This is a genomic window from Allobosea sp. BK604, from assembly GCF_004341515.1.
Lineage (GTDB): Bacteria > Pseudomonadota > Alphaproteobacteria > Rhizobiales > Beijerinckiaceae > Allobosea.
The window spans coordinates 759,888-784,309 of sequence record NZ_SLZF01000002.1 but is presented as its reverse complement, the minus strand read 5'-3'; the positions used below and the strand labels follow the sequence as shown (position 1 = coordinate 784,309).

The window sequence follows — 24,422 nt, the reverse complement described above, 5'->3', positions numbered from 1 at the left end:
GGCGCAGATTCGGGCTTTGCGATGTCCCCGAATGTTCCCTGTTTGTCTGCAAATGTTCCTGCGGGCCCGGCAGAAGCAAATTCAACCGCTCTAACGAGTAGCCCATTTGCGGATTAGAGGTAGTTGAACCTGTGCGCGGGCGCAGAGCCCGGTTTGCAGCGCCGAAAGCCAACTGTGGCAAATCTGCCATTTCGTTGCGCGGTGGGCCTCCTGGCCTGTGAACCAACGTTTATGTGATTTGAAAACACGGAATAAATTTCCAGGGTCGGGCCTGCAAGCGGCGGTTCAGGGCTGTGTTCCGGCGCTAAGGATGCAATCGCAACAGGAAAGAACCCGATGCAAGCTTTCGACTCGTTGAGCCGCTACTCCCCGCAGGCGCTTGGCCTGCTGCGCATCGTCACGGCGCTGATCTTCATTGCCCACGGCACCCAGAAGCTTCTTGGGTTTCCGGCCGCTCCCGCCAGCGGCCTGCCGGCGATCTTCACCATCTATTGGTTCGCCGGCGTTCTGGAGCTGTTCGGCGGATTGGCCATCCTGGTCGGTTTCATGACCCGACCCGTTGCCTTCATCCTGTGCGGCCAGATGGCGTTCGCGTACTGGATGGGTCACGCCTCGCGCGGCCCGTTCCCGGTCCTCAATGGCGGCGACGCTGCGATCCTCTACTGCTTCATCTTCCTCCATATCTTCACCGCAGGTGCCGGCGCCTGGAGCATGGACGGCAACCGTTCCAAGGCCTGAGCGTCCGGTCTCCCGGCAAAAAGAAAGCCCGCCTTCTCGCGAAGGCGGGCTTTTTTCCTGAAGCCGCGTCGAACTCAGACGGCCGCGGCGATCCAGCGCGAGAGATCGCTCTTCGGCGCGGCGCCAACCTTCTGCGAGGCAAGCTTGCCGTCCTTGAACAGCATCAGGGTCGGGATCGAGCGGATGCCGAACTGGGCGGGGATCGCCTGGTTCTCGTCGACATTCATCTTCACGATCTTCACCTTGCCCTGCATCTCGCCGGCAATTTCCTCGAGGGCGGGGCCGATCATCCGGCACGGGCCGCACCATTCGGCCCAGAAATCCACCACGACCGGCTCGGATGACTTGAGGACATCCGCCTCGAAGCTCGCATCGGTCACCTTGTTCGTCGCCATGGCTTGATCGCCTTTCAAAAAATAAGCAGCAGCGCTGCGTGTCGATGACAAAGCTATGAACGCGCCCCCTCCGGGTCAAGGCGCGCTCACCTTGCGTTGAAGCAGGTCTACCCTGCGAGATTCGCCAGAACGGCGTCGAGCGCGGCGGGACCGGGCTCCAGCACCGCCAGATTGGCGGTGTAGATCACCAGCGCGCGCACATGCCGCCCCGGATAGATCTGACCGATCAGCGCCCGATAGACCGCAAGCTGCGCCAGGGTGGCGGGTGGGAGCGCCTGCGAATCGACAGGTGGCCGCGCGGCGGTCTTGAAATCGGCGATGAGCACGCAATCGCCGATGACCGCCAGCCGGTCGATCTGGCCGGAGACGCTGCGCATGGCGCCGTCCGGCAGGGTGATCGTGCCGGCGAGGGGGACCTCGGCCAGGGAGCCGGGCCCGAACAGGGCGGCAAGGCTCGGATTGGCCAGCAATGCGAGCGCTTGCGCCACGATCTGTCCGCGCCGCGCTTGCGGTAGGCCGGCGCCACGCATGGCGGTGAGAGCCAGCCCCGCGGCCTCGCGCCCGCCCGGCTCGATATCCGGCAGAACCTGGAGGAGCAGATGCGCCAGCCGTCCGGCCTGCGCGGCCGCGGCCAGGAAGGGCCCGTCGCCGGGCCGCTCGGCCGCATCGGCGGCGCTGAGCGCATTCGACGGCTTCAGCGGCGGCAAGGGCTCGCTCTCGGCCGGGAGGGCGCGGCGCAGCCAGGTTGGCTCGACGATGGCGGGCTTCTCAGCGGCAGTCTCCGCCCGCTCGAGCGGCTGTGGCGCCGAGACCATGAAGCGCTTGATCGTCTCCTGCCCGTCTGGCGCGGCGACCTCGTGCAGGCCACTGGGCGCAGCTGCAAGCCCGTCCTCGACCATCGCATACCAGCTGCCCTCTGGGGCCTCGCCCTTGGGCTGCGCGCCGCAGACGATCAGCCGGTCCTCGGCCCGGGTCATCGCGACATAGAGCAGGCGGTGGTGCTCCTCGACATATTGCGCGACGACCTGGTCCTTGGCCCGGCGTGTGGCGGCCGTATCGGCGGCTCGCGCCGGCGGCCAGATCGGCACCGGTGCCCCCCGCGGCGGCGCGACCTCCATGATCTTCGGCAACCGCTTCTCGCCCGGCTCTGGCGCGATATCGGCGAGGATGACGATCGTGGATTCCAGGCCCTTGGAGCCGTGCACGGTCATCACGCGCACCTCGCCGGCGCTGCTCGACAGGTCGCGCTTCACCTCCGTGCCGGCATTGACGATGTGATGCAGGAAGCCGGCGAGCGAGGGGCCGTTCTTCCGTTCGAAATCGAGCGCCGCGTTCAGGAAGGCGTCGAGCGCATCGCCCGCCTCGGCGCCGAGCCGTGCCAGCGCCAGGTTGCGCCCGCCGCCCGGCCCGAGCAGCTCCGCGAAGAAGCGGAACGGACCGCAGGACCCGGCGCGATGGCCGAGTTCCACCAGCCGCCGCTCGGCGGCGGCATAGTGCAGTTCGCTCTCGCCGGCCTGCCGCAGGGCGGCGCGTAGCGAGCCCTGTCGTTCCGGCGCAAGGCGCAGCAGATCCTCGTCGGTGAGGGCGAAAAGCGGTGTCTTCAGCGCGATCGCCAGCGAGAGATCGTCATCCGGCAGCAGCAGCGCCTTGCCGAGCGCGACGAGGTCCTCGACTGCCGGATGCTCGGCGAGGCTCAGGCGGTCGCGCCCGGTCACCGGCACGCCGGCGTCCTTCAGCGCCTTGACGATCGCCTCGAAGAGCGGCCCGCGCTGGCGCAGCAGGATCATCACGTCGCCCGGCCGGAACGGCCGGCCGAGATCGTCATGGCCCTGGCGCTGCCAGCGCCTGAGCACGGTCGCGATCCGCTCGGCCAGCTTCACCGTGCCGCTGCGCCGTTCCGGTGCGTCGACAGGCGTCGTCCAGGCATCCGGCGGTTCGCTCTGGTCATTGGCTGCGATCGGCCAGAGATCGACCGTGCCGGGGTCGCTGCGGCGCACGGTATCGTGAAGTTCCGGCCGCTGCGTACCGTCGAAGACGAGGCCGCGCGCATGGTCCGGCAGGGCGAACACGGCATCGACCGCCTGCATGATGTCCGGCGCCGAGCGGAAGGACGTGTTGAGGCTGACCGCCTCAAACCTGAGATTGGCTTCGACGATGCGCTGCCCGAGCCGCTTCCGCTCCTCGCCGAAGGATTTCGGCGCCGCGCCCTGGAAGCCGTAGATCGACTGCTTCTCGTCCCCGACGACGAAGATCGTGCGCGGCTTCGGCCCGCGCAGGACGCCGTCGCCGGCGGTGAACTCGTCGGCGAGCGCGCGCAGGATCGCCCATTGCGCCTCGCTCGTATCCTGCGCCTCGTCGAGCAGGACATGGTCGATGCCGGCATCGAGCTTGTAGAGCACCCAGGCGGCATCGACCCGCGCCAGCAGCGAGCGCGTCCTGGCGATCAGGTCGTCATAGTCGAGCAGGGAGCGCTGGGCCTTGAGCCGCTGATAGGCGGCGAGCACACGCGTCACCAGCAGGGCAAGGGCAGCGCTGCGATCGCGCACGGCAATCGCGTTGAGCCTATCCTGCGCCGCACCGACCAGCGCATGCAGCGCCTCCAGCACCGCCATCAGCGCTGGCTCGAACTCGGATTTGCCCTTGCCGCGGATATTCGCGTTGATCGTGCCCTCGGCCGTGACGAAGCCGCTGCGGCAGGTCGAGACGGGGTCGCCGCTGAACCCGGCGGCAATGACCTGCCGCAAGGTGGCGGCAAAGGTCTGGCGGGTCGGGCTGCCGGCATCGAGCCCGGCGATCAGCTCCGCCAGCCCCGACAGGGCGGCAAGCTCGCGCCGGAAGCCGGACAGCACCGCAGCGGCCTCGAGATCGGGTGTGATCTCGAGAAAGGCCGCGATGCCCTCGCGCATCTCCCGGGCCGCGCGCGGCCGGCCTGCGGCATCGCTGAACAGGGCGCGCTGGCGCAGGGCCTCCTGCATCATCGCGTCGAACGTGTCCTGCGCCGCCTGCTCGGCCAGCAGATGCAGCGCCTGCGCCTCCGCGCCCTCGGGATCTGCGGCGATTCCGGCCAGCAGTTCCCGCCGCGCATCGCGCAGCAGTTCGGCCTGGGCCAGATCGTCGGCCACCTCGAAGCGTGGCGGCACATTGGCCTCGAACGGTGCCGATTGCAGCACGCGGGTGCAGAAGGCGTGGATGGTCTCGATCTTGAGCCCGCCCGGCGTCTCCAGCGCCTCGGCGAAGAGCCGCCGCGCCGCCTGACGCTGGCTCAGGCTCGGCGGCAGCCCGGTCAGCCTGGTCAGCGCCGCCGCGAGATCGGCATCCGGCATCGTCGCCCAATCGCCGAGCGCCTTGAAGACGCGGTTGGCCATGTTGGCCGCTGCGGCCTTGGTATAGGTGATGCAGAGCATGCGGCCGGGCGCTACCCCGTCCAGCAGCAGGCGCAGCACCCGGTTGACCAGCACATGCGTCTTGCCCGAGCCGGCATTGGCCGAGACCCAGGCGCTGAGATCGGGCCGCGCCGCCAGTGCCTGGCGCTGCTCGGTCTGGAGCGGGACGTTCCAGCCGGGCTTCACGATTCGCCCCCGCTCTCGTCGCCGCCCGGCGCCGCCGACCATTCCTTGACGCGTGCGAGCTGGTCATAGGGGCTGGCGAACTTGATGAATTCGGGAGCGCGCCGTGAGAGATAGGCCTCGCGCCCGGTCCGGAGCGCGCCGAGATGCTCGATCAGCCGCTCGAGATGGCGCGCCGCGACATCGGCCAGCGGCTCGCCGTCGAATTCGAGCGGCTTGTCCTTGGCCCAGCCTTTCGGATCATGGTGGAGCTTGAGATAAAGCAGCGCTTCGACCGGCGTCGGCCCGACCGTGCCGCGAAAACCGGCGCGGGCGGCAAGCTCGGCTTCGAGCGTCAATTGCGGGGCAAAGCCCTTCTCGACCTGCTTCTTGCTCGGCGGTGCGCCGGTCTTGAAATCGATGATCCTGAGCGTCGGCAGCCGGGTCAGCTCGACCCGGTCGGCCCGGCCGCTGAGGCGGAAGCTCGTGCCGTCGGGCAGCTTGAAATTATCCGCCGTGACCTGCTCGACCGCGATCTTCGCCAGCGCCGGGCGCCGCCTCTCCTCCCAGGCCACGAAGTGTTCGGCCGTGAGCAGGAAGCGCGGCCACCAGAAGGCGCGCACCTCCGGCGTATCGGCATAGTCGCGGAACAGCCGCTCGCCGATCCCGACCACCTGCTCCAGCGCATCGACTGGCAGCTGCTCGGGATAGGCTTTGGCGAAGGTCTCGACGATGTCGTGCAGCAGCTTGCCGCGATCCGTCGCGCTCGGGTCCTCGATCAGCTCGGGCAGCGCGTCCAGCTTCAGGATCTTGCGGGCAAAGATCTGGTAGGGATCGCGGTAGAGTGTTTCGATCTCGGTGACGCTGAGCGCCGTTGGCTGCAGATGTCGCGCTGGCCGCGGCGCCGGCCGGCCGATCGGCTTGGTGGCGGCGCGTTCGGCAAGCCTCGCCGCGAGCCCGGTCAGCCGCTGCCCGCGTTGCTCGGCCTTGCTCCAGGCCGGTTTCGGCGTCACCGCCTTCAGCCTTTGCCAGAAGCGCGAGGCGATGGTCTCGGCCTCGCCGGCCTTGCGGGCACGGGTGAGCGTGACCTGCCGGGCCATGATCGCCTGGACGAAATCATGCGCGGTCTGGCCGATGCGCCGTTCCGGCGGCGGAAGGCCGAGTTCGGCCCGCATCGGCCGGTTCAGGAAGGAATCGGTCTTGGTCTCGGGCGGCCAGACACTCTCGATGAGCCCGCCGAGCACGACATGATCCGCTTCGAGCAGGCGCGCCTCGAGCAGGCCCCAGATCTTGACGCGCGGGTGGCCGCTGCCGGGGCGCCGCACGACCGTCTCGGTCAATAGCCCGTCGAGAATGGCGACGAGATCGCGCGCCCTGCCGCCCTCGGGCGCATCGCTGATGGCGCTGTCGATATCGTCGAACAGCTTGAGCAACGCCTCCCCGTCAGGGCCGGCGAAGGCGAGCGCGGCTCCGGTCTCCGTCAGGCTCAGCGCTTCGACGGCCTGGCGAGCCGCAGCGACGACGGCTGAAAAGGCCGGGCTCGGCGCGGCAAGCGCCGCCAGCAGCGGGCTCAGCGCCGCATCGAGCGCCGCAAGCAGCTGCCCACCGGCCGCGATATCCTCCGGACTCAGTCTTTTGCGCGGCAATGGCGCGTGCGGCTCCGCCTGCAGCTGCGGCAATCGGGCGACGCTGGCGCGTAAGCCCGCCATGCCCTTCGCCACCGTCTCGCCGCGCCAGGCGCCGATCTCCAGCGCAGTCGCGCCCGGGGCCACGGCCTCTCGCGTCAGGCCGAGTCGGCAGAGTGGATGTGCCAGCAGGGCGACGGTGCTGGCAGGCGTCATCTCGACCAGTGCCGCATCGAGGATCAGCCGGAGCAACGACCCGGCCGGCGCGCGCGCCAGCGGCAGGCCGGCGGAATCGTCGACCTCGATATCCCAACGCCTGAGCTCGACGGCGACGCGCTCGGCGAGCCCGCGGTCCGGCGTGATCAGGGCGGCCTGCCTGTCAGGCTCCTCCAGCGTCTCGCGCAGCGCGACCGCGATCGCCAAGGCTTCTTCGCGCTCGTCGGCCGCCTCGACGAGGCTGATCCCGGCGAAAGCCGCTGCGGCATCCTCGGCAGAGAGCCGGCTTGCGAGTCCGGCCCAAAGCTCGGTGACGGAGGCAGGCAGCATCGCCTCACGCAGCATCGCGGCGCGTGCGGCGCGCGGCACGTCGGGCACGGCGAGGCACCGGACATCATCGCGAACCGCTTGCAGCACGCCGAGCAGATGGTGCAGGGCCGCCTGCGGATGCGAGGGCGCCGGCTCCTTCTCGATCGCGCTCCAGGCCTGGTCCGCCAGTTCCAGATCGAGATCGGGCAGGACGACCGCGCCATTGGGCAGCCGCGCAATCGCCGCCAGCAAGCGCGCCGTGGCCGGGACCGTACCGGTCGAACCCGCTGCGATGATCGGACCTGTGGCGCCGCCCGCGAGCCTTTGCCGCTCGGCTTCCAGCATGCGGTTGCGGAAGGCGGCCGGGTCGCAGGCGTTACGCTCGCCGAGGATCGCCGGCCAGGCCTCGGCGAGAATGGCGAGGAAGCTGGCATTGAGCTGCCAGACCTTGTCGAAGCGCGTCGCGTCGAGCCCGGCCAGCCGCTCGATGGCCGCGCCCTCGGTCTGCATCTGGTCGAGCAATGTCGCGAGATCGCTGGCGAGCCCCCAGGCTTCGCCCAGCGTCGCCGGCACCAGCGAGGGCTCGGACGGATCGAGCCTGAGATGGCTGCGGTTTGCCGTACGGCCCCAGGCGTCGACCAGCCGCGTCAGCAGCATGCGCCGCGCCATCGGGTCGATCGGCCCGATTCGCTCCGCCGCCCAGGCGCCGGCGCCGATCTGCGCCGTCTCGGCCTCGTCGACATCGCCGAGCGGCACGATCCGCGGCAGCAGCAGCGGCTTGCCGCCGAGCTTGGCCGACAGGCAGGCGGCGAAGGCGCGCGCGGCGCGCCGCGTCGGCAAATAGAGCGTGGCCCGCGCCATCGCAGCCGGGTCGGCCGGGTCATGGATCTTGCCGAAGCGGCCCTCCAGCACCGCCTGCGCCAGCACGTCGAGGAAGGGCGCGCCGGCGGGGATGCTGAAGAGGTTGAGCTCAGGCATGAAGCGCTTGCGCGGCCGCGAAGGCGGCCTCGGCCGGTGCGATCGCCTCGGGCGTGCCGACATGCAGCCACTGGCCGCGCAGCACCGCGCCGAACAAGGTTCCGGCGGCGATGCAGCGGTCGAACAGCAGGTTGAGCGAGAACGGCCCGTCCGGCGTATCCGCGAACAGCCCGGGCTTGATGATCGCGACCCCGGCATAGACGTAAGGTGCGTTCGCCGCCTGACCTCGGCGGGTCAGTCTTCCCGCCTGGTCACGGAAGAAGTCGCCGGCGCCGTCGAAGCCGATGCTGCCTTCGCGCTCGGCCAGGAGCAGCAGCATGTCCATCCGCGCCGGCTCCCAGCCTTCCGCGATCGCGACGATGTTGGAATGGCCGTTCTCGCTCCAGAGCGAATCGGAATTGACGTGGAAGAACGGCTCGCCGCCGAGCAGCGGCAGCGCCTTTTTGACGCCGCCGCCGGTTTCCAGCAGCAGCGAGCGCTCATCCGAGATCTTGACGCGCGGACGCTCGCGGCCGGCGACGTGATCCTCGATCTGTCCAGCGAGGTAGTGGACGTTGACGATTGCCTCGTCGACACCGGCTTCCGCCAGACGGTCGAGCGCATGGTCGAGCATGGCTTTGCCGCCGATCCTGACCAGCGGCTTCGGCAAGCTGTCGGTGATCGGCCGCATGCGCTGGCCGAGCCCGGCCGCCAGCACCATCGCCCGGCGGATCGGCCGCGATCCGGTCTCAGTCACGCGAATCTCCTTGTCATGCCGTCACGCTATCAGGCATGGCGGCGGGCGACACTCAAGCCCGTTCGCGGGCCCGCTCACGCAGCGTCTCAGCGCTCTGGCGCTTCGACGACGAGCGCGTTGTTGAGGACGCGGACGACCTCCTCGAGGCTCTCGCTGACGCCGAGATTGAAGTCCTTTCCGAACGAGATGATCGTCTCGTTGGTGCCGCCCTTGTAGGTATAGACCACGCAGGCTTGCGCGGCGTTGACGAAGACCGGCTTCGCATCGATCGCGGATTTGAATTCACAGAGCTTGGGCACTTGGACCTCCTGCCATCCTGGACGAGCGAATCGGGGATCCGGTTCGGCCGTGGCGCATCGGTTTACAGGGTCGGCTTCAGGCGGTCTCGAACAGCTTCGGCAGATATTGCAGGTACCAGCCCTTCAGCTCCTCGAGCGCGGGATGATCGAGGTTGCGGCGCAGATAGGTCTCGATGCGCGGCAGATGCTTGAGATAGGCCGGCTTGCCGTCGCGCCGGTCGAGCCTGGCGAAGATGCCGGCGATCTTGGTGTTGCGCTGGGCGCCGAGGATGGCATAGGCGCGGGCGAAGCCGGCCAGATCGAATGTCTCGTCATCGGCGCGGCGCGCCTTGCCATAGGCGGCGAGCAGCCTGAGTTCCAGTGCCGCCGGCACGTCAACGCGGGCATCCTGGCCGAGCGAGACGAGGTCGTAAGCCGGATTGCCGAGCAACGAATCCTGGAAATCGATCAGCCCGAGCTTGGCATGGCCCTCGCGCTCAGGCAGCCAGATCAGGTTGGGGGAGTGGAAGTCGCGCAGGGTCCAGGTCGTGGGCGCTTCCAGGATCTCGTCGAAGAGCTTGTCCCAGATCCGCCCGAACTCGGCCTTGGTGACCGCCGGCAAGGTCACGCCGGCGATATGCGGCGCATACCACTCGAGCATCAGCTCGGTCTCGATCGTCATCGCCTCGCGGTCATAGTCGGGGATGACATGGTCGCGCCCCTCGGCCACCGGCAGGATGGTGGGCAAGGTGTGGCGGTGCAGGTCGGCGAGCAGGAGGGCGGCGGCCTCGTAGCGCTCAGGTATCGGGGCGCCTTCGGCGTCGAGCACGCCGCCATCGCCGAGATCCTCGATCAGCAGCAGCCCGGTGATCAGGTCCTGCGCCAGGATCTCCGGCGCGGAATAGCCGAGCGAGCGTAGGCCGTGATCCATCGCCACGAAGGCGTCAACCGATTCGGCGAGATGCGCGATCGCGCTGTAGGGCTTGCCGAGGCGGATCGGCGGTCCGTCCGGGCGCGGCGGCGAGATCATCAGGATCGCCGTCTCGCCGTCGGGCTGGGTGAGCCGCTCATAGGCGCGGGTCGAGGCGTCGCCGAGCATGTATTCACGCTTTGCCGCTGCCCAGCCGGCCGCGTCGATCAGCTCGCGCGCCGCTACCGCGATCGACAGCCGCGAGCGCCAGAGCACGCCGCCGGCGAGGCTGGCGATACGGCCTGTCTCGGGCCGGTCGGGCTCGACATCGAGCACGATGTCGAGCCGGCGGCCGGCCGGCAGGCGCGTCCCGGCGCGGTCAGGCCACTCGACGAGGGTGATCACCCGCTCCAGATCCTCGATCAGCCCGATATCGTCGAGCTCGTCGGGCGAGCGCACGCGGTAGAGATCGGCATGGAGCACGGCGCCGCGCGGGGTGTCGTAGCTCTGCACCAGCGTGAAGGTCGGGCTCGGCGCCTCCAACTCGGGATCGCCGGCGATCTCGCGCAGGATCGCCCGGGCCAGCAGCGACTTTCCGGAGCCGAGATGGCCGGACAGCGCGACGATATCGCCGGGCTTCAGGATCGCGGCGAGATCACGGCCGAGCCGCTCGGTCGCGGCTTCGTCGCCAAGCGAGATGAGATGCGCGCCCACCTTGGGCGTTTCGTCGCTCATTCAGCGGCATCCGAGAGGTGAACGCCCTCGGAAGGGAAGATCGCGGTGACGCTCGTGCCGCGGCCCGGCGCCGAATCGAGCTCGACGCGCCCGCCATGCAGCTCGACGATCGAGCGCACGATCGAGAGGCCGAGGCCGACGCCGCGATGCTTCGAGCCGAGCGAATGGCTCTCGAACCGGTCGAACACCTTCTCCTTGACCTCGGCCGGAATGCCGCGGCCCTCGTCGGCGACGGTGATGCGAACATCGCCGCCGCTGCGGCCGGCGACGACCTTGATGGTCTGGCCGGGCGAGGAGAAGCCGATCGCGTTCGAGATCAGGTTGAACAGCACCTGTCGCAGGCGCTTGCCGTCGGCGCGCAGCGGCCCGGTCTGCGGCGCGATCTCGGTCCTGAGCGTGAGCTTGGAATCGGTCAGCCGGTCATGCAGCCCGGCGGCGGCCTGGGCGATGGTCTCGGCGACGTCGACCTCGCCGAGATCGAGCGCCAGCGCGCCGTTGTCGATCGAGGCGAGGTCGAGGATGTCGTTGATGATGGCGAGCAGCGCGCCGGACGAGCGCACGATATGACCGGTATAGTCACGCTGCTTCTCGTTGAGCGGGCCGACCGTCTCGGTACCCAGCAATTGCGCGAAGCCGATGATATTGGTCAGCGGCGAGCGCAGCTCGTAGGAGACGTGGTGGACGAAATCCTCGCGCAGCCGTGCGACCTTCTCCAGCGCGTCGTTCTTCTCGGTCAGCGCCCGCTCGACATTCACGCTGGCGGTGACGTCGGCGAAGGTGATCAGCGTCGCGCCGTCGGGCAGTGGGGCGGCGGCGCAGTCCAGCACCGAGCCGTCACGCCGCTCCATCCGGCAGCCATAATCCTCGCGCGCGTCACGCACGCCGGTGACGGTGCTCTGCAGCTCGCTCCAGACCTCGTCATGCGGGTAGAGCGGCCGGCACAGCCGCACCACCTCCTCGATATGCGGGGCCGCGCCGGAAAGATCGGTCTGGATCTTCCAGGCCTGCGCGAAGGCCGGATTGGAAAGCTTGAGCCGCCCGTCGGAGCCGAACACGGCGACGCCTTCGCGTAGCGAGTCGAGCGTCTCGCGCTGTGTGCGGGAGAGGGCATTGAAGCGCGATTCCAGCGTGAAGCGCTCGGTCACGTCGTCAAAGAGATAGGTCACGCCGCCCTGCGGGTTGGGGCTGGCGACGACATGGATGGTGCGCCCGTCCGGCAGGAACCACCAGTCTTCGCTGGCGCGCAGACTGGTATAGGCCGCCTGCACGCCGGCCTTCCAGCTGCGGTAGTCGCCTAGCTCGGGCAGGCGCCGCTCCGAGCGGAGCCGGTCGAGGATCTCGCCATCGGTCGGCTTGCCGTCGAGGAAGGCGGGGTCGAGCGACCACAACGCCTCGAAGCCGGAATTGGCATAGACCAGCCGCTGCGAGGCATCGAACACTGCGACGGCGGTCTTCAGCCGGTCGAGCGTGCGCACATGCGCATCCATCTGGCGCTGCAGGTCGGCCCGCACCGCTTCGAGCTCGCTCATGTCGGTGGCGATGCCGGCAAAGCCGGCCGGGGTCGGCAATTCCAGGATGTCGAGCGTGCGGCGCTGGCCGGCGACCACGGCGCGCGCCCGCGTCGAGAAGGTCTTGTGGTCGTGCCGCGCCAGTGCTGCGCCCTCGCGCACGCCGCGGTCGAGCAATTCGAGCCCGCTCTTGACCACCTCGTCGCTGCCGGCTGCCTCCACGGCCCGAACATAGGCGGCGTTGGCCCAGCTCAGATGGCCCTCGGCAGTGCGTGTCCAGACCGGTTGCGGCAGCCCCGACAGCAGGGTCGACAGCGCCGCATGCTCGGCCGTCACCTGTTTGAACTCGTCCTGCAGCGCCAGGAGCTTGGCCCGCTCGCCGGTGACCTCGCGGAAGCGGATCACCGCGCGCCCGGCGACCGGCCGGCCCTCGATGTCGATGAACGGGCCGGATTTGCTCCTGATCATGAAACCAAACGCTTCGCCGCGCTGCTTCAGCGCGTCGGTCGCCAGTTCTAGCCGCTTGGCATCGGTGGGCGTGGCCCAGGTACCGTAGGCGAGCGCAAGCGTCGCGCCGGACATGCCGAGGAAACCGCTATCACCCTCGAAGACCGGGTCGGCACTCTGCCCGTTCCAGCTCACCACGACCTGCGGGTCGGCGGCGAGCAATGCGTTGAGCCGGTCCTGATGGCCGCGCACCGCCTCGAGATCGCCAGCCAGCTCGGCCTCGCGGCGCTGCCAGCGCGAGCGTTCGCGCACATAGACGATCGAGGTCGTGGCGGCGAAGACGACGAGCCCGGCGAGAATGATCGACAGGCTGCTGGTGCTCGTCGCGGAAGGAAGCAGCTCGGATTGCGCGAAGGCGCCGCTCGATGCGCTGCCGATGACGAGACCTGGAATGAGTGCGTCACGGCACCTCGCGCCGCGGCCTCGTTCCTGTTGTCTCGCTCGTCTCATTCGCTGCCGCCATTCTATCAGTGGTCACCGGCACGGCCGGAATCCGGCCGGAGCGCCGCCATCCGAACCGGACGCACGCACACCACCCGAGACAACCCAATTTGAGTGTTGATCCGGCTCACGCGAACGCGTCCCCAGCCCGAATCAACTCCACTCTAATCACCGGTGGAGTCCGGCAGGAAGTACTTAATGGCGGGTAAAGAGGCATAAAATCGCGGCCAAATCGCGGGGTCGCTGCAGAAATCAAGCAGTAGAGGCTGGAATGAGCCAGCGCGGCTATTAGTAGTGGTCCAGGCGGCCGCGACACGATGACCAAATGAAAAAGGCCCGGCGCTTGCGCCGGGCCTGATCGTCTTGGCTGAAAATTTCGTGTCAGTAGCGATACAGTTCGGGCTTGAACGGCCCGCTCTGCGCCACGCCGATATATTTCGCCTGCGTCTCGTTGAGCACGGTCAGCTTGGCGCCGACCTTGGCGAGGTGGAGCGCGGCGACCTTCTCGTCGAGATGCTTCGGCAGCGTGTAGACCTTGGTCTCGTACTTGGCGTGGTGGTTCCAGAGCTCGATCTGGGCGAGCGTCTGGTTCGAGAACGAGCACGACATCACGAAGGACGGGTGGCCGGTCGCGTTGCCGAGATTCACCAGGCGGCCTTCCGAGAGCAGGATGATGCGCTTGCCGTCGGGGAACTCGATCTCGTCGACCTGCGGCTTGACGTTGTCCCACTTGAAGTTCTTCAGGCCGGCGACCTGAATCTCCGAGTCGAAATGGCCAATATTGCAGACGATGGCGCGGTGCTTCATCGCGCGCATGTGCTCGACGGTGATGACGTCGAGATTGCCGGTCGCGGTCACGAAGATGTCGGCGCGCGGGGCGGCGTCTTCCATGGTGACGACCTCGTAGCCCTCCATCGCCGCCTGCAGGGCGCAGATCGGGTCGATCTCGGTGACGAGCACGCGGCAGCCGGCCTGGCGCAGCGAAGCGGCCGAGCCCTTGCCGACATCGCCGTAGCCGGCGACGAGCGCGACCTTGCCCGACATCATCACGTCGGTGCCGCGGCGGATCGCGTCGACCAGCGATTCACGGCAGCCATAGAGGTTGTCGAATTTCGACTTGGTGACGGAGTCGTTGACGTTGATCGCCGGGAAGGGCAGGCGCGAAGCCTTGGCGAGCTCGTAGAGACGGTGCACGCCGGTGGTGGTCTCTTCCGAGACGCCCTTGATCGCGGCGCGGGTCTTGGTGAACCAGCCCGGATTGTCCTTGAGCTGGCGCTTGATCAGCTTGAAGAAGATCGTCTCTTCCTCATTGCCCGGCTTGTCCAGGAACTCGGCCTTGCCGGCCTCGGCCTCGGCGCCGAGGATGATCAGCATGGTCAGGTCGCCGCCATCGTCCAGGATCATGTTCGGCGTGCCGCCGTCGCCCCAGGTCGCGGTCTTGAGCACGTATTCCCAGTAGTCTTCCAGGGTCTCGCCCTTGATGGCGAAGACCGGCGTGCCGGTCGCGGCGATCGCGGCGGCGGCGTGGTCCTGGGTCGAGAAGATGTTGCAGGACGACCAGCGGACGTCGGCGCCGAGTTCCTTGAGGGTCTCGATCAGCACCGCGGTCTGGATGGTCATGTGCAGGCAACCGGCGATGCGCGCGCCCTTGAGCGGGGCCTTGCCCTTGTGCTCGGCGCGGATCGCCATCAGGCCCGGCATCTCGTCCTGGGCCATGTTGATTTCCTTGCGGCCATAATCCGCAAGCGCAATGTCCTTGACGACGTAATCCGACACGGGGCTGCTCCAGTTTGAAAGCGCTGAATGACGGCGGCTCTGTAGCAGCCCGCGTCGGGGAAGGCAATCAAAGATATAAAGATGTCTTTATGTGTTTGCCGGCGCGGCTTGAAACCCCGGCAGACCTGCCAAACTCGCCCGTGTGGGGAGCATCTACACCCCGAACGCTGTCTGGCACCAAGGAGGATGTGGTGGCCGCGACAAGCCCGACCATGACGGTAACGGGCTGCGGCTATTGATGGCCTGACCGCTTGCGCATCCCGCGCAGCGATATGCGGCCTCTGAAGAGTGCGACGAAGAAGCAGCCGAGTGTGACGTTGGCGCCGGAGATCTTCACGAAAGCCAGCGATGCATGCGCATCGCTCCACCCCTGTGAATTTACTCCCCTTCGCCGAACTTGTCGGCGACGAGCGCGGACAGCGCCTGCAGCGCTTCCTTGGCGTCAGGACCTTTGGCGACGACGGTGATAGACGAGCCGATGCCGGCGCCGAGCGTCAGGATGCCCATGATCGACGTCGCGCCGACCGTCTCGCCACAGCGGGTCACGGTGATATCGGACTCGAAATTGGAGGCGCATTGCACGAATTTCGCCGTGGCGCGGGCGTGCAGCCCCTTCTTGTTGACGATCTGGAACTCGCCATAGACGGCCCCGGCCGGAATCTCGACCTCGGGACAGTCGCAATCGTCGTCGCAGTTCTCGCTCACGGCGGTCCTCATTTGCCCGCCAGGACGCGGCTGGCGACCGTGATGTACTTGCGCCCGGCATCCTGGGCGCTCGAGACCGCCTCGTCGAGAGTCTTCTCCTCGCGCACGCTGGCGAGCTTGATCAGCATCGGCAGGTTGATGCCGGCGACGACGTCGATCCGGCCCGGCTCCATCACGGAGATGGCGAGGTTGGACGGCGTGCCGCCGAACATGTCGGTCAGCACGATCACGCCGCTGCCGTTCTCGACCTGCTCGACCGCGGCGATGATGTCGCGCCTGCGGCCCTCCATATCGTCATCGGGGGCGATGGCGATCGTGGCGAGATTTTGTTGGGGTCCGACGACATGTTCGAGCGCAGCCCGAAACTCGGTCGCCAGATGGCCGTGCGTCACGAGGACGAGTCCAATCATTCGCAATGGCACCGGAGAGCGCTGGGCGCCCGGACAAGGTCGCGGTTTATGCGGCAGGTGCGAAGGATAGGCAAGATGGCGCGCTTAAAACTTGTCGAAATCTAGGCGAAAGACTCGTCCTGGAACAGGCGCAAGGCCGCCAGAACCAGCCTTTCGTCGCCCGCCTGGCCGTGGATCGTCAGGCGCGGGAGGTCGATTCCGAGGACCTGCTCGACGAGTGCCTCAGGCTCCGGCATGCGCGGCGGCTCCTCGCCTTTGCAATCGACGATAAGGCGGATCACGGCGGCTGAAAGATAGGGTTCCGGTGTCAGCCCGAGCCCGCGCCGTTCGACCAGGCCCTCGAGCGGCGAGACCGGCCGGGCGATGATCCTGCCGCCGCAGGCCGCGAGCGCGACCCGGTCGTCGCCGATCAGGCGGGCGAACAGCCCTTCCTGTTTCGCAAGTGCGAGCAAAGCCAGCGACAGGAAGGACTTGCCGGCGCCGGATGCGCCGCGGATGAGCAGCCCGGCCTCGCCGATCGCGACCGCGCTGGCATGAACGCGCTCGCTCGCGCCGTTTCGCTTGGATCGTGGCATGGCCTCGCTCAGGCGGCTTGCGACACGGCCGGCAGGCGCACCACGAAGCGCGCGCCAAGGCAGGCCTCGTTGTCATTGGCCGGGTCGGTGCGGTTCTCGGCCAGGATGCTGCCGCGATGCGCCTCGACGATCTGGCGCGAAATCGACAGGCCGAGGCCGGAATTCTGGCCGAAGCCCTCGTTCGGCCGGTCAGTATAGAAGCGCTCGAAGATGCGTTCCAGCGCGTGATCCGGGATGCCGGGCCCGTCATCCTCGACGCTGACCAGCACGTCCGGCCCGGCGCGCGACAGAATGACGCGCACCGGCTTGTCCGGTGGCGAGAAGGAGCGGGCATTGTCGATCAGGTTGACCATGACCTGGCCGAGCCTGGAATCGTGGCCCATCACCAGGAAGTCGCTGCGCCCGCCTGGCCGCTGGCCACGGCGCTCGATCTTGAGCTCGATGCCGGGCTGGCCCTCGCGCTTGGTCTGGTTCTGCAGCCCGACCACCGCCTCCAGCACCTGCGCCATGTCGACCGGTTCGGCCTCGTTGCGGGCGAGCTCGGCATCGAGGCGCGATGCGTCGGAAATATCGGAGATCAGCCGGTCGAGCCGGCGGACATCGTGCTGGATCACCGCCATCAGCCGGCTGCGCGCATCGTCGTTGCGGGCGCGCGGCAGGGTCTCGACGGCGCTGCGTAGCGAGGTCAGCGGGTTCTTGAGCTCATGCGCGACATCGGCGGCAAAACTCTCGATCGCCTCGATGCGGTTGTAGAGGGCCCGGGTCATGTCGCGCAGCGAGCCCGAGAGATGGCCGATCTCGTCATGCCGGCTGGCGAAATCCGGGATCTCCTCGCGCGACTTGACGCCCTTTCGCACCCGCTGCGCCGCGTCCGCCAGCTTGCGGATCGGCTCGGCGATCGTGCCGGCGAGAAGCACCGAGAGCACGGTCATGACGCCGGCCGCGACCGCGAAGACCTGGAAGATCGCGTAGCGCTCGCCGGCGATGATGCTGTCGATATCGCCGCCCTGGGTCGAGAGCAGCAGGGCGCCGCGCACGGCCCGGAAGCGCTGTACCGGCACGGCGACCGAGACGATGGTCTGTCCGCGCGTGTTGACGCGCACGATGCTGGCCGGAACGCCGCTCAGCGCCCGCGCCACCTCGGGATAGGATTTGCCGTTGGCATTCTCGAAATCGTCATAGGTCGGCACGTCCGGGCGGCCGAGCCGGTTGCGCAGCATGTTCCAGGTCCGCTCCAGCAGCGGCGGCTCGTCGGGCTCGCCGAGGCGGGGCAGGTCGAGCCGCAGGATGTCGCCGCGCGAATAGAGGTTGCGCGAGTCGAGCGTCAGCATCCCGTCCTTGTCGTAGACGCGCGCCCGCGTCTTGGTCGGCGTCACCAGGCGCCGCAGCAGCGGCGCCACCTTCTCGGGATTGATCGAGAAATCGAGCGGGTCCTCGGCGATGCCGGCGCTCTCGCCGGCCTGGAGCTGCAGCAGCTTGTCGGGATCGATCGTGATCGCGTCGGTCTCGACCGTGGCCGAGGCGGCGATCGCGCCGGCGATGATCTCGCCCTGCGTCAGCAGGCTCTGTACGCGCGATTCGATCAGCCCCTCGCGGAACTGGTTGAGATAGAGGAAGCCGACCAGCAGGGCGACGAGCCCGGCGAGGTTGAGCACGACGATGCGCCGCGTCAGGCTCGATGCCGCGCGCGAGGAAACGGCGCGCAACGCCCGCTTGCCAGCGAGCATCAGCCGTCGGCGCAAGGCCGCGCCCCAGCCGCGGCTTTCCGACGAAACCCGGTTGTCATTCCCGACACTGGCCATGGTCTTGGCGCGTCTCGCTCTTCAGCCGCCTGGCTGCCGTCGCCCCGCCCCTCTCGCGAGGGTCTGGAAATTCGCGCGCCTCAGGCGCGCGGCGCTTCACATCTCCTTGAAGCGGTAGCCGACGCCATACAGCGTCTCGATCATATCGAACTCGGCATCGACCTGGTTGAACTTCTTGCGCAGCCGCTTGATGTGGCTGTCGATCGTGCGGTCGTCGACATAAACCTCATCATCATACGCCGCATCCATCAGCGCATTGCGGCTTTTCACCACGCCCGGGCGCTGCGCCAGCGACTGCAGGATCAGGAATTCGGTGACCGTCAGCGTCACCGGCTCGCCCTTCCAGGTGCAGGTATGGCGCTCCGGATCCATGCGCAGCTGGCCGCGCTCCAGGGCCTTGGCATCCTCGGCGCGGGCGGGAGCCGCCGCGTCCTTGGCGCCGGAGCGGCGCAGGATCGCCTTGACGCGCTCGACCAGGAGCCGCTGCGAGAAGGGTTTGCGGATGAAGTCGTCCGCGCCCATCTTCAGGCCGAAGAGCTCGTCGATCTCCTCGTCCTTCGAGGTCAGGAAGATCACCGGCAGGTCGGATTTCTGGCGCAGCCGGCGCAAGAGTTCCATCCCGTCCATGCGCGGCATCTTGATGTCGAAGATCGCCAGATCCGGCGGGTTCTGCTTCAGACCGTCGAGCGCCGAGGCGCCGTCCGTATAGGTCATGATGCGGTAGCCCTCCGCCTCCAGAGCGATGGAAACCGAAGTCAGGATGTTGCGGTCGTCATCGACCAGCGCAATGGTTGGCATAAGCTCTCTGTCTCTTTTGCCGGTTGCAATGAATGGTCCACTCTCGCGTGAGAGCGGCCAAACCATGGCCGCAATCTAGCCCGCGCGTGACAATTTCGCTACGCCTCTGCCGGCAAAAAGACTGAAAGCGCCAAGAGGTTCCATCGTGCAGGACGCATCCCGGGAAGAAGAAGTCGCGCGCAGGCCTGCCCAGGACCCGATCAGGCCGACCGATGACGGCGCCCGCGCTCTGGCGCGCGAGCTTGTCCGCGCTGCCCGTCACGGCGCGCTGGCGACGCTGTCGGGCGATGGCCACCCCTTCGCCAGCCTGACCAGCCTCGCCACCGACCTGGATGGCACGCCGCTGATCCTGGTCTCGGCGCTCTCGGGCCATACCGCCAATCTGAAGGCCGATCCGCGCGCCTCGCTGCTGGTTGCCAGGAGCGGCAAGGGCGATCCGCTCGCCCATCCGCGCATCACCTTGCGGGTGCGGGCGCGCCGGATCGAGCGCGAGAGCGAGGAGGGGAGCCGCATCCGCCGTCGCTTCCTGGCGCGCCAGCCCAAAGCGCAGCTCTATGTCGATTTCCCGGACTTCTCCTTCTTCGCCCTGTCGGTCGAGGGCGCCAGCCTGAATGGCGGCTTCGGCCGCGCCTATGAGCTGACACCCTCCGACATCCTCGCCGATCCCACGCAGATTCAGGGTCTGATCGCTGCCGAGGAAGGGGCGGTGGCCCATATGAACGAGGACCATGCCGACGCGGTGAAGCTCTACGCCACCGCCCTGCTCGGCGCGCCCGATGGCGACTGGCGCATCACTGGGCTGGATCACGACGGGCTCGATCTCGCGCTCGGCGACCAGGTCCTACGGCTGCCCTTCCCGGAACCGGTCGACGGGCCCGGCGCGCTGCGCTCGGTGCTGGTCGCGCTCGCGGCAAAGGCGCGCACCACCGCCTGAAGGCGTTTCACCGGCAATTTCGAAGTGAATCGCTGCCCAGGCTGCAGCGCTCTTTCAACCAAGCGGATGAAACGCCAGTTCAGCCGCTCCGGCGCGTTAATGATCGCAGCGTTTTCAATCGATTTAGTACGTTTTCAACGATTTAGGGACTTTTCCGCGACTTGAGCCGGCGTCATCATGCCTCTAAAGAGCGCGCCACCAACCCCATTCGTCGGCGCGAAGCCAAGGCTTCGTGCTCCACGACAACACAGTGCCCGCATCCTGGCGGGTCAGCGTCTCGGGAGGATCCCCAGTGGAAAATATCGGTCTGTTCAACGCCGTTCACGGCGCCGATCAATCCGGCTTCCGCAAGCTCAAGACCGTCTACTGGAACCTCGAAGCGCCCCGGCTCTATGAGGAATCGCTGAAGCGCGGCGAGTCGCAGATCGCCAGGGGCGGCGCGCTCTGCGCCGATACCGGCAGCCATACCGGCCGTTCCCCCAAGGACAAGTTCGTCGTCAAGGACGCCCAGACCGAAAGCAATGTCTGGTGGGAAAACAATGCGGCGATGAGCCCTGAGCATTTCGAGACCCTGCTCGCCGACTTCCTCGCCCATGCCGAGGGCAAGGAGCTCTTCGCCCAGGACCTTTATGGCGGCGCCGATCCGTCCCATCGCGTCAAGGCGCGCGTCTACACCGAATATGCCTGGCACTCGCTCTTCATCCGCAACCTGCTGATCCGGCCCGAGCAGGGCGAGCTCGCCTCCTATGTGCCGGAGATGACGATCATCGACCTGCCGAGCTTCAAGGCCGACCCCAAGCGCCATGGCTGCCGCACCGACACGGTGATCGCGATCGATTTCACCCGCAAGATCGTGCTGGTCGGCAACAGCGCCTATGCCGGCGAGATGAAGAAATCGGTCTTCACCTATCTGAACTATGTCCTGCCGACCAAGGGCGTCGTTCCGATGCACTGCTCGGCCAATGTCGGCGCCAAGGACGAGTCGGCGATCTTCTTCGGGCTCTCCGGCACCGGCAAGACCACGCTCTCGGCCGATCCCGACCGCACCCTGCTCGGCGATGACGAGCATGGCTGGTCGAAGGACGGCATCTTCAATTTCGAGGGCGGCTGCTACGCCAAGACGATCAAGCTCTCGGCCGAGGCCGAGCCGCAGATCTACGCGGCCTCGCTGCGCTTCGGCACGGTGCTCGAGAACATCGTGATGGATCCGATCACCCGCGAGGTCGATTTCGACGACCAGTCGAAGACCGAGAACACCCGCTCGGCCTATCCGCTCGACTTCATCCCCAACGCCTCGCGCACCGGCCGCGCCGGTACGCCCAAGAACATCGTCATGCTGACGGCGGATGCGTTCGGCGTCATGCCGCCGATCGCCAAGCTGACCCCGGCCGAGGCGATGTACCATTTCCTCTCCGGCTATACCGCCAAGGTCGCCGGCACCGAGCGCGGCCTCGTCGGCGTCGAGCCGGAATTCTCGACCTGCTTCGGCTCGCCCTTCCTGCCGCGCCATCCGTCGGAATATGCCAACCTGCTGCGCGACTTCATCGCCAAGCACCATGTCGATTGCTGGCTGGTCAACACCGGCTGGACCGGCGGCAAGTATGGCACCGGCCGGCGCATGCCGATCCGCGTCACCCGCCGCCTGCTCTCGGCCGCGCTCGATGGCTCGCTCTCCCGCGCCGATTACCGCCGCGATCCCTATTTCGGCTTCGCGGTGCCGACCTCGGTCCCGGGCGTCGAGCCGCATATCCTCTATCCGGTGAAGACTTGGCAGGATAAGGCCGAGTTCGCCGAGACCGCCAAGAAGCTGGTCGGCATGTTCGCCGAGAACTTCAAGCGCTTCGAGGATCATGTCGACGATTCCGTCCGGGCCGCCGCCCCGACGAATTCGCTGGCGGCCTAAGCGCCAGACGCCTTGCGATGTGCTACGAGAGGCGGCGATGAGCCGCCTCTTTTTCATTGTGCTGAAGCTTCTCCTGACATTGGTGATCCTCGGCGCCGCGACCTGGGGCGTCGGGCTCCTGCTGTTTCGCCTCGAGGGTAGCGTCGCGATCGTCGCCGCGGTCGGCTTCGGCATCGCCGCGCTTGCCGGGCTGGTCGGCCTCTGGACCGCCGCGCCGCGCCTGCCGCTCGGTTTCGCCATGGTCTTCGTCGGGCTGCTGTCCTGGTGGAGCACGTTCCAGCCATCGCATGATCGCGACTGGATTCCCGAGCTCGCCCGCCTGCCCGAGATCACGCGAGAAGGCGACAAGATCACCGTCACCAATCTGCGCAATTTCCGCTGGCGCACCGAATCCGATTACGACCAGCGCTGGGAGACGCGCAGCTTCGATCTCTCGAAGATCGAGGGCGCCGATCTCTTCCTGTCCTACTGGTCGGGCGAGGCGATCGCTCATCTTCTGGTGAGCTTCACCTTCGCCGATTCTCCGCCGCTGACCTTCTCGATCGAGGTCAGGCGTCACAAGGGCCAGGAATGGTCGGCGCTCGCCGGCTTCTTCCGCATGTACGAGATGGCCTATGTCGCGGCCGACGAGCGCGATATTGTCGGCCTGCGCACCAATGCCCGCGGCGAGGATACCAGGCTCTTCCGGCTCGTCGCCCCGCCGCAGCAGGCGCGCAACCTGCTCTTGGCCTATGCTGCCGATGTGAACCTGCTGGCGAAGCAGCCGCGCTGGTACAACACCCTCACGACCAACTGCACCACGGTGGTTTTCCATCTCGCCGGCACGGTCGCGCCCGGAGCGCTGCCGCTCGATCCTCGCGTGCTCCTCTCCGGCTATTTGCCCGGCTATCTCCAGCGCATCGGCGCTGTGCGTACCGACATTCCACTGGCGGAGCTGGTCCGGCTCGGCAGGATCAGCGAGAAGGCGCGCACGCTCTCGCTCGACGATCCGGATTTCTCGAAGAAGATCCGCGAGGGCGTGCCGACCCGGCGGCCGTGACGCGCGTCATCCCGCACGCGCTGCGGCATGTAATGCTGCTGCGCAGATGCGGGCCCGTCCGACGGAGAGGGCGCCTCATTCTGCACGCGGTCCCGTGCGGCACTGCGCGCCGCGGCGCGCACGGGATGACACGCCTTACCTGAAGAACAACGCCGTCATCACCATGAAGAGCGGGATCAGCACCGCGCCCGACCAGAGCATGTAGCCGAAGAAGCTCGGCATCCTGACCTTCCGGTCCTTGGCGATGGCGTAGACCATGAAGTTCGGCGCGTTGCCGATATAGCTGTTCGCGCCCATGAACACGGCGCCGGCCGAGATCGCGGCCAGCGTCAGCGCCCCGGTCGTCATCAGTGCCTTCGGGTCGCCCCCGGCGAGCTCGAAGAAGACGAGATAGGTCGGCGCATTGTCGAGGAAGGAGGAGAGCGCCCCGGTCAGCCAGAAATAGGCGGTGATGTTGGGCGAGCCGTCGGCGCTCGAGACCAGCGCGACCAGCGCTGCGAAGGCGCCGTCCCGGCCGGCCTGCAGCATCGCCAGCACCGGGATGATGCAGATGAAGATGCCGGCGAAGAGCTTGGCGACCTCCTTGATCGGCCCCCAGGAGAATTCGTTGCCGGCCCGTACCGGCCCTGGCGTCAGGACGAGCGAGAGCCCGGCCAGGATCAGCAGGGCGATATCGCGCAGGACGTTCTGCAATTGGGCATGAACGCCATGGATCTCGAAGCTGACGCCCGGCTTCCAGCTCGCCGACATCAGGATGGCCAGGATCACGCCGCCGAGCAGGAGCAGGTTGATCTTGCCCCAGAGCCTGATCCGGCTGTCCGGCGTCGGGTCGCGCAGCGGCGGATAGTCCTTCTCCTTGCGGATGAAATAGCTGTCGAGCGCGTAGAACAGCGCCAGCAGGACAATCACCGCGAAGGTCGTCGCCGGCAGCAGATGCGTCGTGGTCCAGAAGAAATCGACGCCGCGCAGGAAGCCGAGGAAGAGCGGCGGATCGCCGAGCGGCGTCAGCGAGCCGCCGATATTCGAGACGAGGAAGATGAAGAACACCACGACATGGACGTTGTAGCGCCGGTCGTCATTGGCCCGCAGCACCGGGCGGATCATGATGATCGAGGCCCCGGTCGTGCCGACGAAGCTTGCCAGCACGGTCCCGATCGCCAGCAGGATCGTATTGGTCGCCGGCGTGCCGTCGAGATTGCCGATCACCAGGATTCCGCCCGCGATGGTGAAGAGCGCGAAGAGCAGGATGATGAAGGGGATATAGTCGAGCAGCGCCGTGTGCAGCAGCGTCCCCAGCGCCGGTTCGAAGCCGCGGAACAGCACCAGCGGCACCACGACCAGAACCGACCAAAAGGCAGCGAACTTGCCGTAATGCAGCTCCCAGAGATGCGGAAAGAGCACCGGGCCGAGCGCGATCGAAAGCAGCATCCCGGCAAAGGGCAGCGCCCAGGCGACTCCCATGCTCGCGCCGCCGATATCGCCAGCGGCGAAAGCTGCGCTGGGAAGGAGGCAAAGCAGGAGCGTGGCGCACGCAAGCGATGAGACGATCTTCACCCTGG

General features: G+C 67.4%; 18 protein-coding genes. 4 read left to right on the top strand and 14 right to left on the bottom strand.

Features of this window, described 5'->3' with window-relative positions:
- Positions 1-336: 336 nt before the first annotated feature.
- Complete coding sequence (locus tag EV560_RS08990) at positions 337-738, top strand: DoxX family protein (protein ID WP_131855386.1); 402 nt, start codon at positions 337-339, stop codon at positions 736-738.
- A gap of 74 nt (positions 739-812) precedes the next feature.
- On the opposite strand, the gene trxA is transcribed toward EV560_RS08990, so the two are convergent.
- The 13 genes from trxA to EV560_RS08925 form a co-directional block, all read right to left on the bottom strand.
- A complete protein-coding gene (trxA, locus tag EV560_RS08985) occupies positions 813-1,133 on the bottom strand; it encodes a thioredoxin (protein ID WP_131855385.1) in 321 nt (106 codons plus the stop codon).
- Between the two features lie 107 nt (positions 1,134-1,240).
- Positions 1,241-4,702, bottom strand: a complete 3,462-nt coding sequence (gene addA, locus EV560_RS08980; RefSeq protein ID WP_165923394.1) for a double-strand break repair helicase AddA — start codon at positions 4,700-4,702, stop codon at positions 1,241-1,243.
- Positions 4,699-7,806 (bottom strand): double-strand break repair protein AddB, encoded by a 3,108-nt coding sequence (gene addB, locus EV560_RS08975; protein ID WP_165923393.1) that lies wholly within the window; start codon positions 7,804-7,806, stop codon positions 4,699-4,701. The genes addA and addB overlap by 4 nt, the downstream gene beginning before the upstream one ends.
- Complete coding sequence (locus tag EV560_RS08970; protein ID WP_465246985.1) at positions 7,799-8,542, bottom strand: nucleotidyltransferase family protein; 744 nt, start codon at positions 8,540-8,542, stop codon at positions 7,799-7,801. Before EV560_RS08970 ends, addB begins: the two co-directional genes overlap by 8 nt.
- 86 nt (positions 8,543-8,628) lie before the next feature.
- Positions 8,629-8,841 (bottom strand): hypothetical protein, encoded by a 213-nt coding sequence (locus EV560_RS08965; protein ID WP_131855382.1) that lies wholly within the window; start codon positions 8,839-8,841, stop codon positions 8,629-8,631.
- A 76-nt stretch (positions 8,842-8,917) separates the two neighbouring features.
- On the bottom strand, positions 8,918-10,465 hold the full coding sequence (tsaE, locus tag EV560_RS08960; protein WP_131855381.1) for a tRNA (adenosine(37)-N6)-threonylcarbamoyltransferase complex ATPase subunit type 1 TsaE: 1,548 nt from the start codon (positions 10,463-10,465) through the stop codon (positions 8,918-8,920).
- Positions 10,462-12,930, bottom strand: coding sequence for a sensor histidine kinase (locus tag EV560_RS08955; RefSeq protein ID WP_131855380.1), 2,469 nt, complete (start codon positions 12,928-12,930; stop codon positions 10,462-10,464). Before EV560_RS08955 ends, tsaE begins: the two co-directional genes overlap by 4 nt.
- A 372-nt stretch (positions 12,931-13,302) precedes the next feature.
- Positions 13,303-14,697, bottom strand: coding sequence for an adenosylhomocysteinase (ahcY, locus tag EV560_RS08950; RefSeq protein ID WP_131855379.1), 1,395 nt, complete (start codon positions 14,695-14,697; stop codon positions 13,303-13,305).
- Positions 14,698-15,075: 378 nt separating this feature from the next.
- The gene (locus EV560_RS08945; RefSeq protein WP_248311945.1) at positions 15,076-15,402 is read right to left on the bottom strand and encodes an HPr family phosphocarrier protein; all 327 of its coding nucleotides are present in this window, start codon (positions 15,400-15,402) and stop codon (positions 15,076-15,078) included.
- 8 nt (positions 15,403-15,410) lie between these two features.
- Positions 15,411-15,812, bottom strand: a complete 402-nt coding sequence (locus EV560_RS08940) for a PTS sugar transporter subunit IIA (protein WP_114828604.1) — start codon at positions 15,810-15,812, stop codon at positions 15,411-15,413.
- Positions 15,813-15,913: 101 nt separating this feature from the next.
- Complete coding sequence (locus EV560_RS08935; protein WP_131855377.1) at positions 15,914-16,387, bottom strand: HPr kinase/phosphorylase; 474 nt, start codon at positions 16,385-16,387, stop codon at positions 15,914-15,916.
- Positions 16,388-16,395: 8 nt separating this feature from the next.
- Positions 16,396-18,189: a sensor histidine kinase gene (locus EV560_RS08930; protein ID WP_131855376.1), complete on the bottom strand. Its 1,794-nt coding sequence runs from the start codon at positions 18,187-18,189 to the stop codon at positions 16,396-16,398.
- Between the two features lie 96 nt (positions 18,190-18,285).
- Positions 18,286-18,987 (bottom strand): response regulator transcription factor, encoded by a 702-nt coding sequence (locus tag EV560_RS08925; protein WP_131855375.1) that lies wholly within the window; start codon positions 18,985-18,987, stop codon positions 18,286-18,288.
- A 142-nt stretch (positions 18,988-19,129) separates the two neighbouring features.
- Here EV560_RS08925 and EV560_RS08920 point away from each other — a divergent pair, with 142 nt between their 5' ends.
- From EV560_RS08920 to EV560_RS08910, 3 genes are all read left to right on the top strand, one after another.
- On the top strand, positions 19,130-19,921 hold the full coding sequence (locus tag EV560_RS08920; protein WP_465246995.1) for a HugZ family pyridoxamine 5'-phosphate oxidase: 792 nt from the start codon (positions 19,130-19,132) through the stop codon (positions 19,919-19,921).
- 292 nt (positions 19,922-20,213) lie between these two features.
- Positions 20,214-21,824 (top strand): phosphoenolpyruvate carboxykinase, encoded by a 1,611-nt coding sequence (locus EV560_RS08915; protein ID WP_131855373.1) that lies wholly within the window; start codon positions 20,214-20,216, stop codon positions 21,822-21,824.
- Between the two features lie 37 nt (positions 21,825-21,861).
- Positions 21,862-22,863, top strand: coding sequence for an Lnb N-terminal periplasmic domain-containing protein (locus EV560_RS08910; protein WP_165923392.1), 1,002 nt, complete (start codon positions 21,862-21,864; stop codon positions 22,861-22,863).
- A 135-nt stretch (positions 22,864-22,998) separates the two neighbouring features.
- Here the strand turns inward: EV560_RS08910 and EV560_RS08905 are convergent, their stop codons facing one another.
- Positions 22,999-24,417 (bottom strand): sodium:proton antiporter, encoded by a 1,419-nt coding sequence (locus EV560_RS08905; RefSeq protein ID WP_465246984.1) that lies wholly within the window; start codon positions 24,415-24,417, stop codon positions 22,999-23,001.
- Positions 24,418-24,422: the final 5 nt, after the last annotated feature.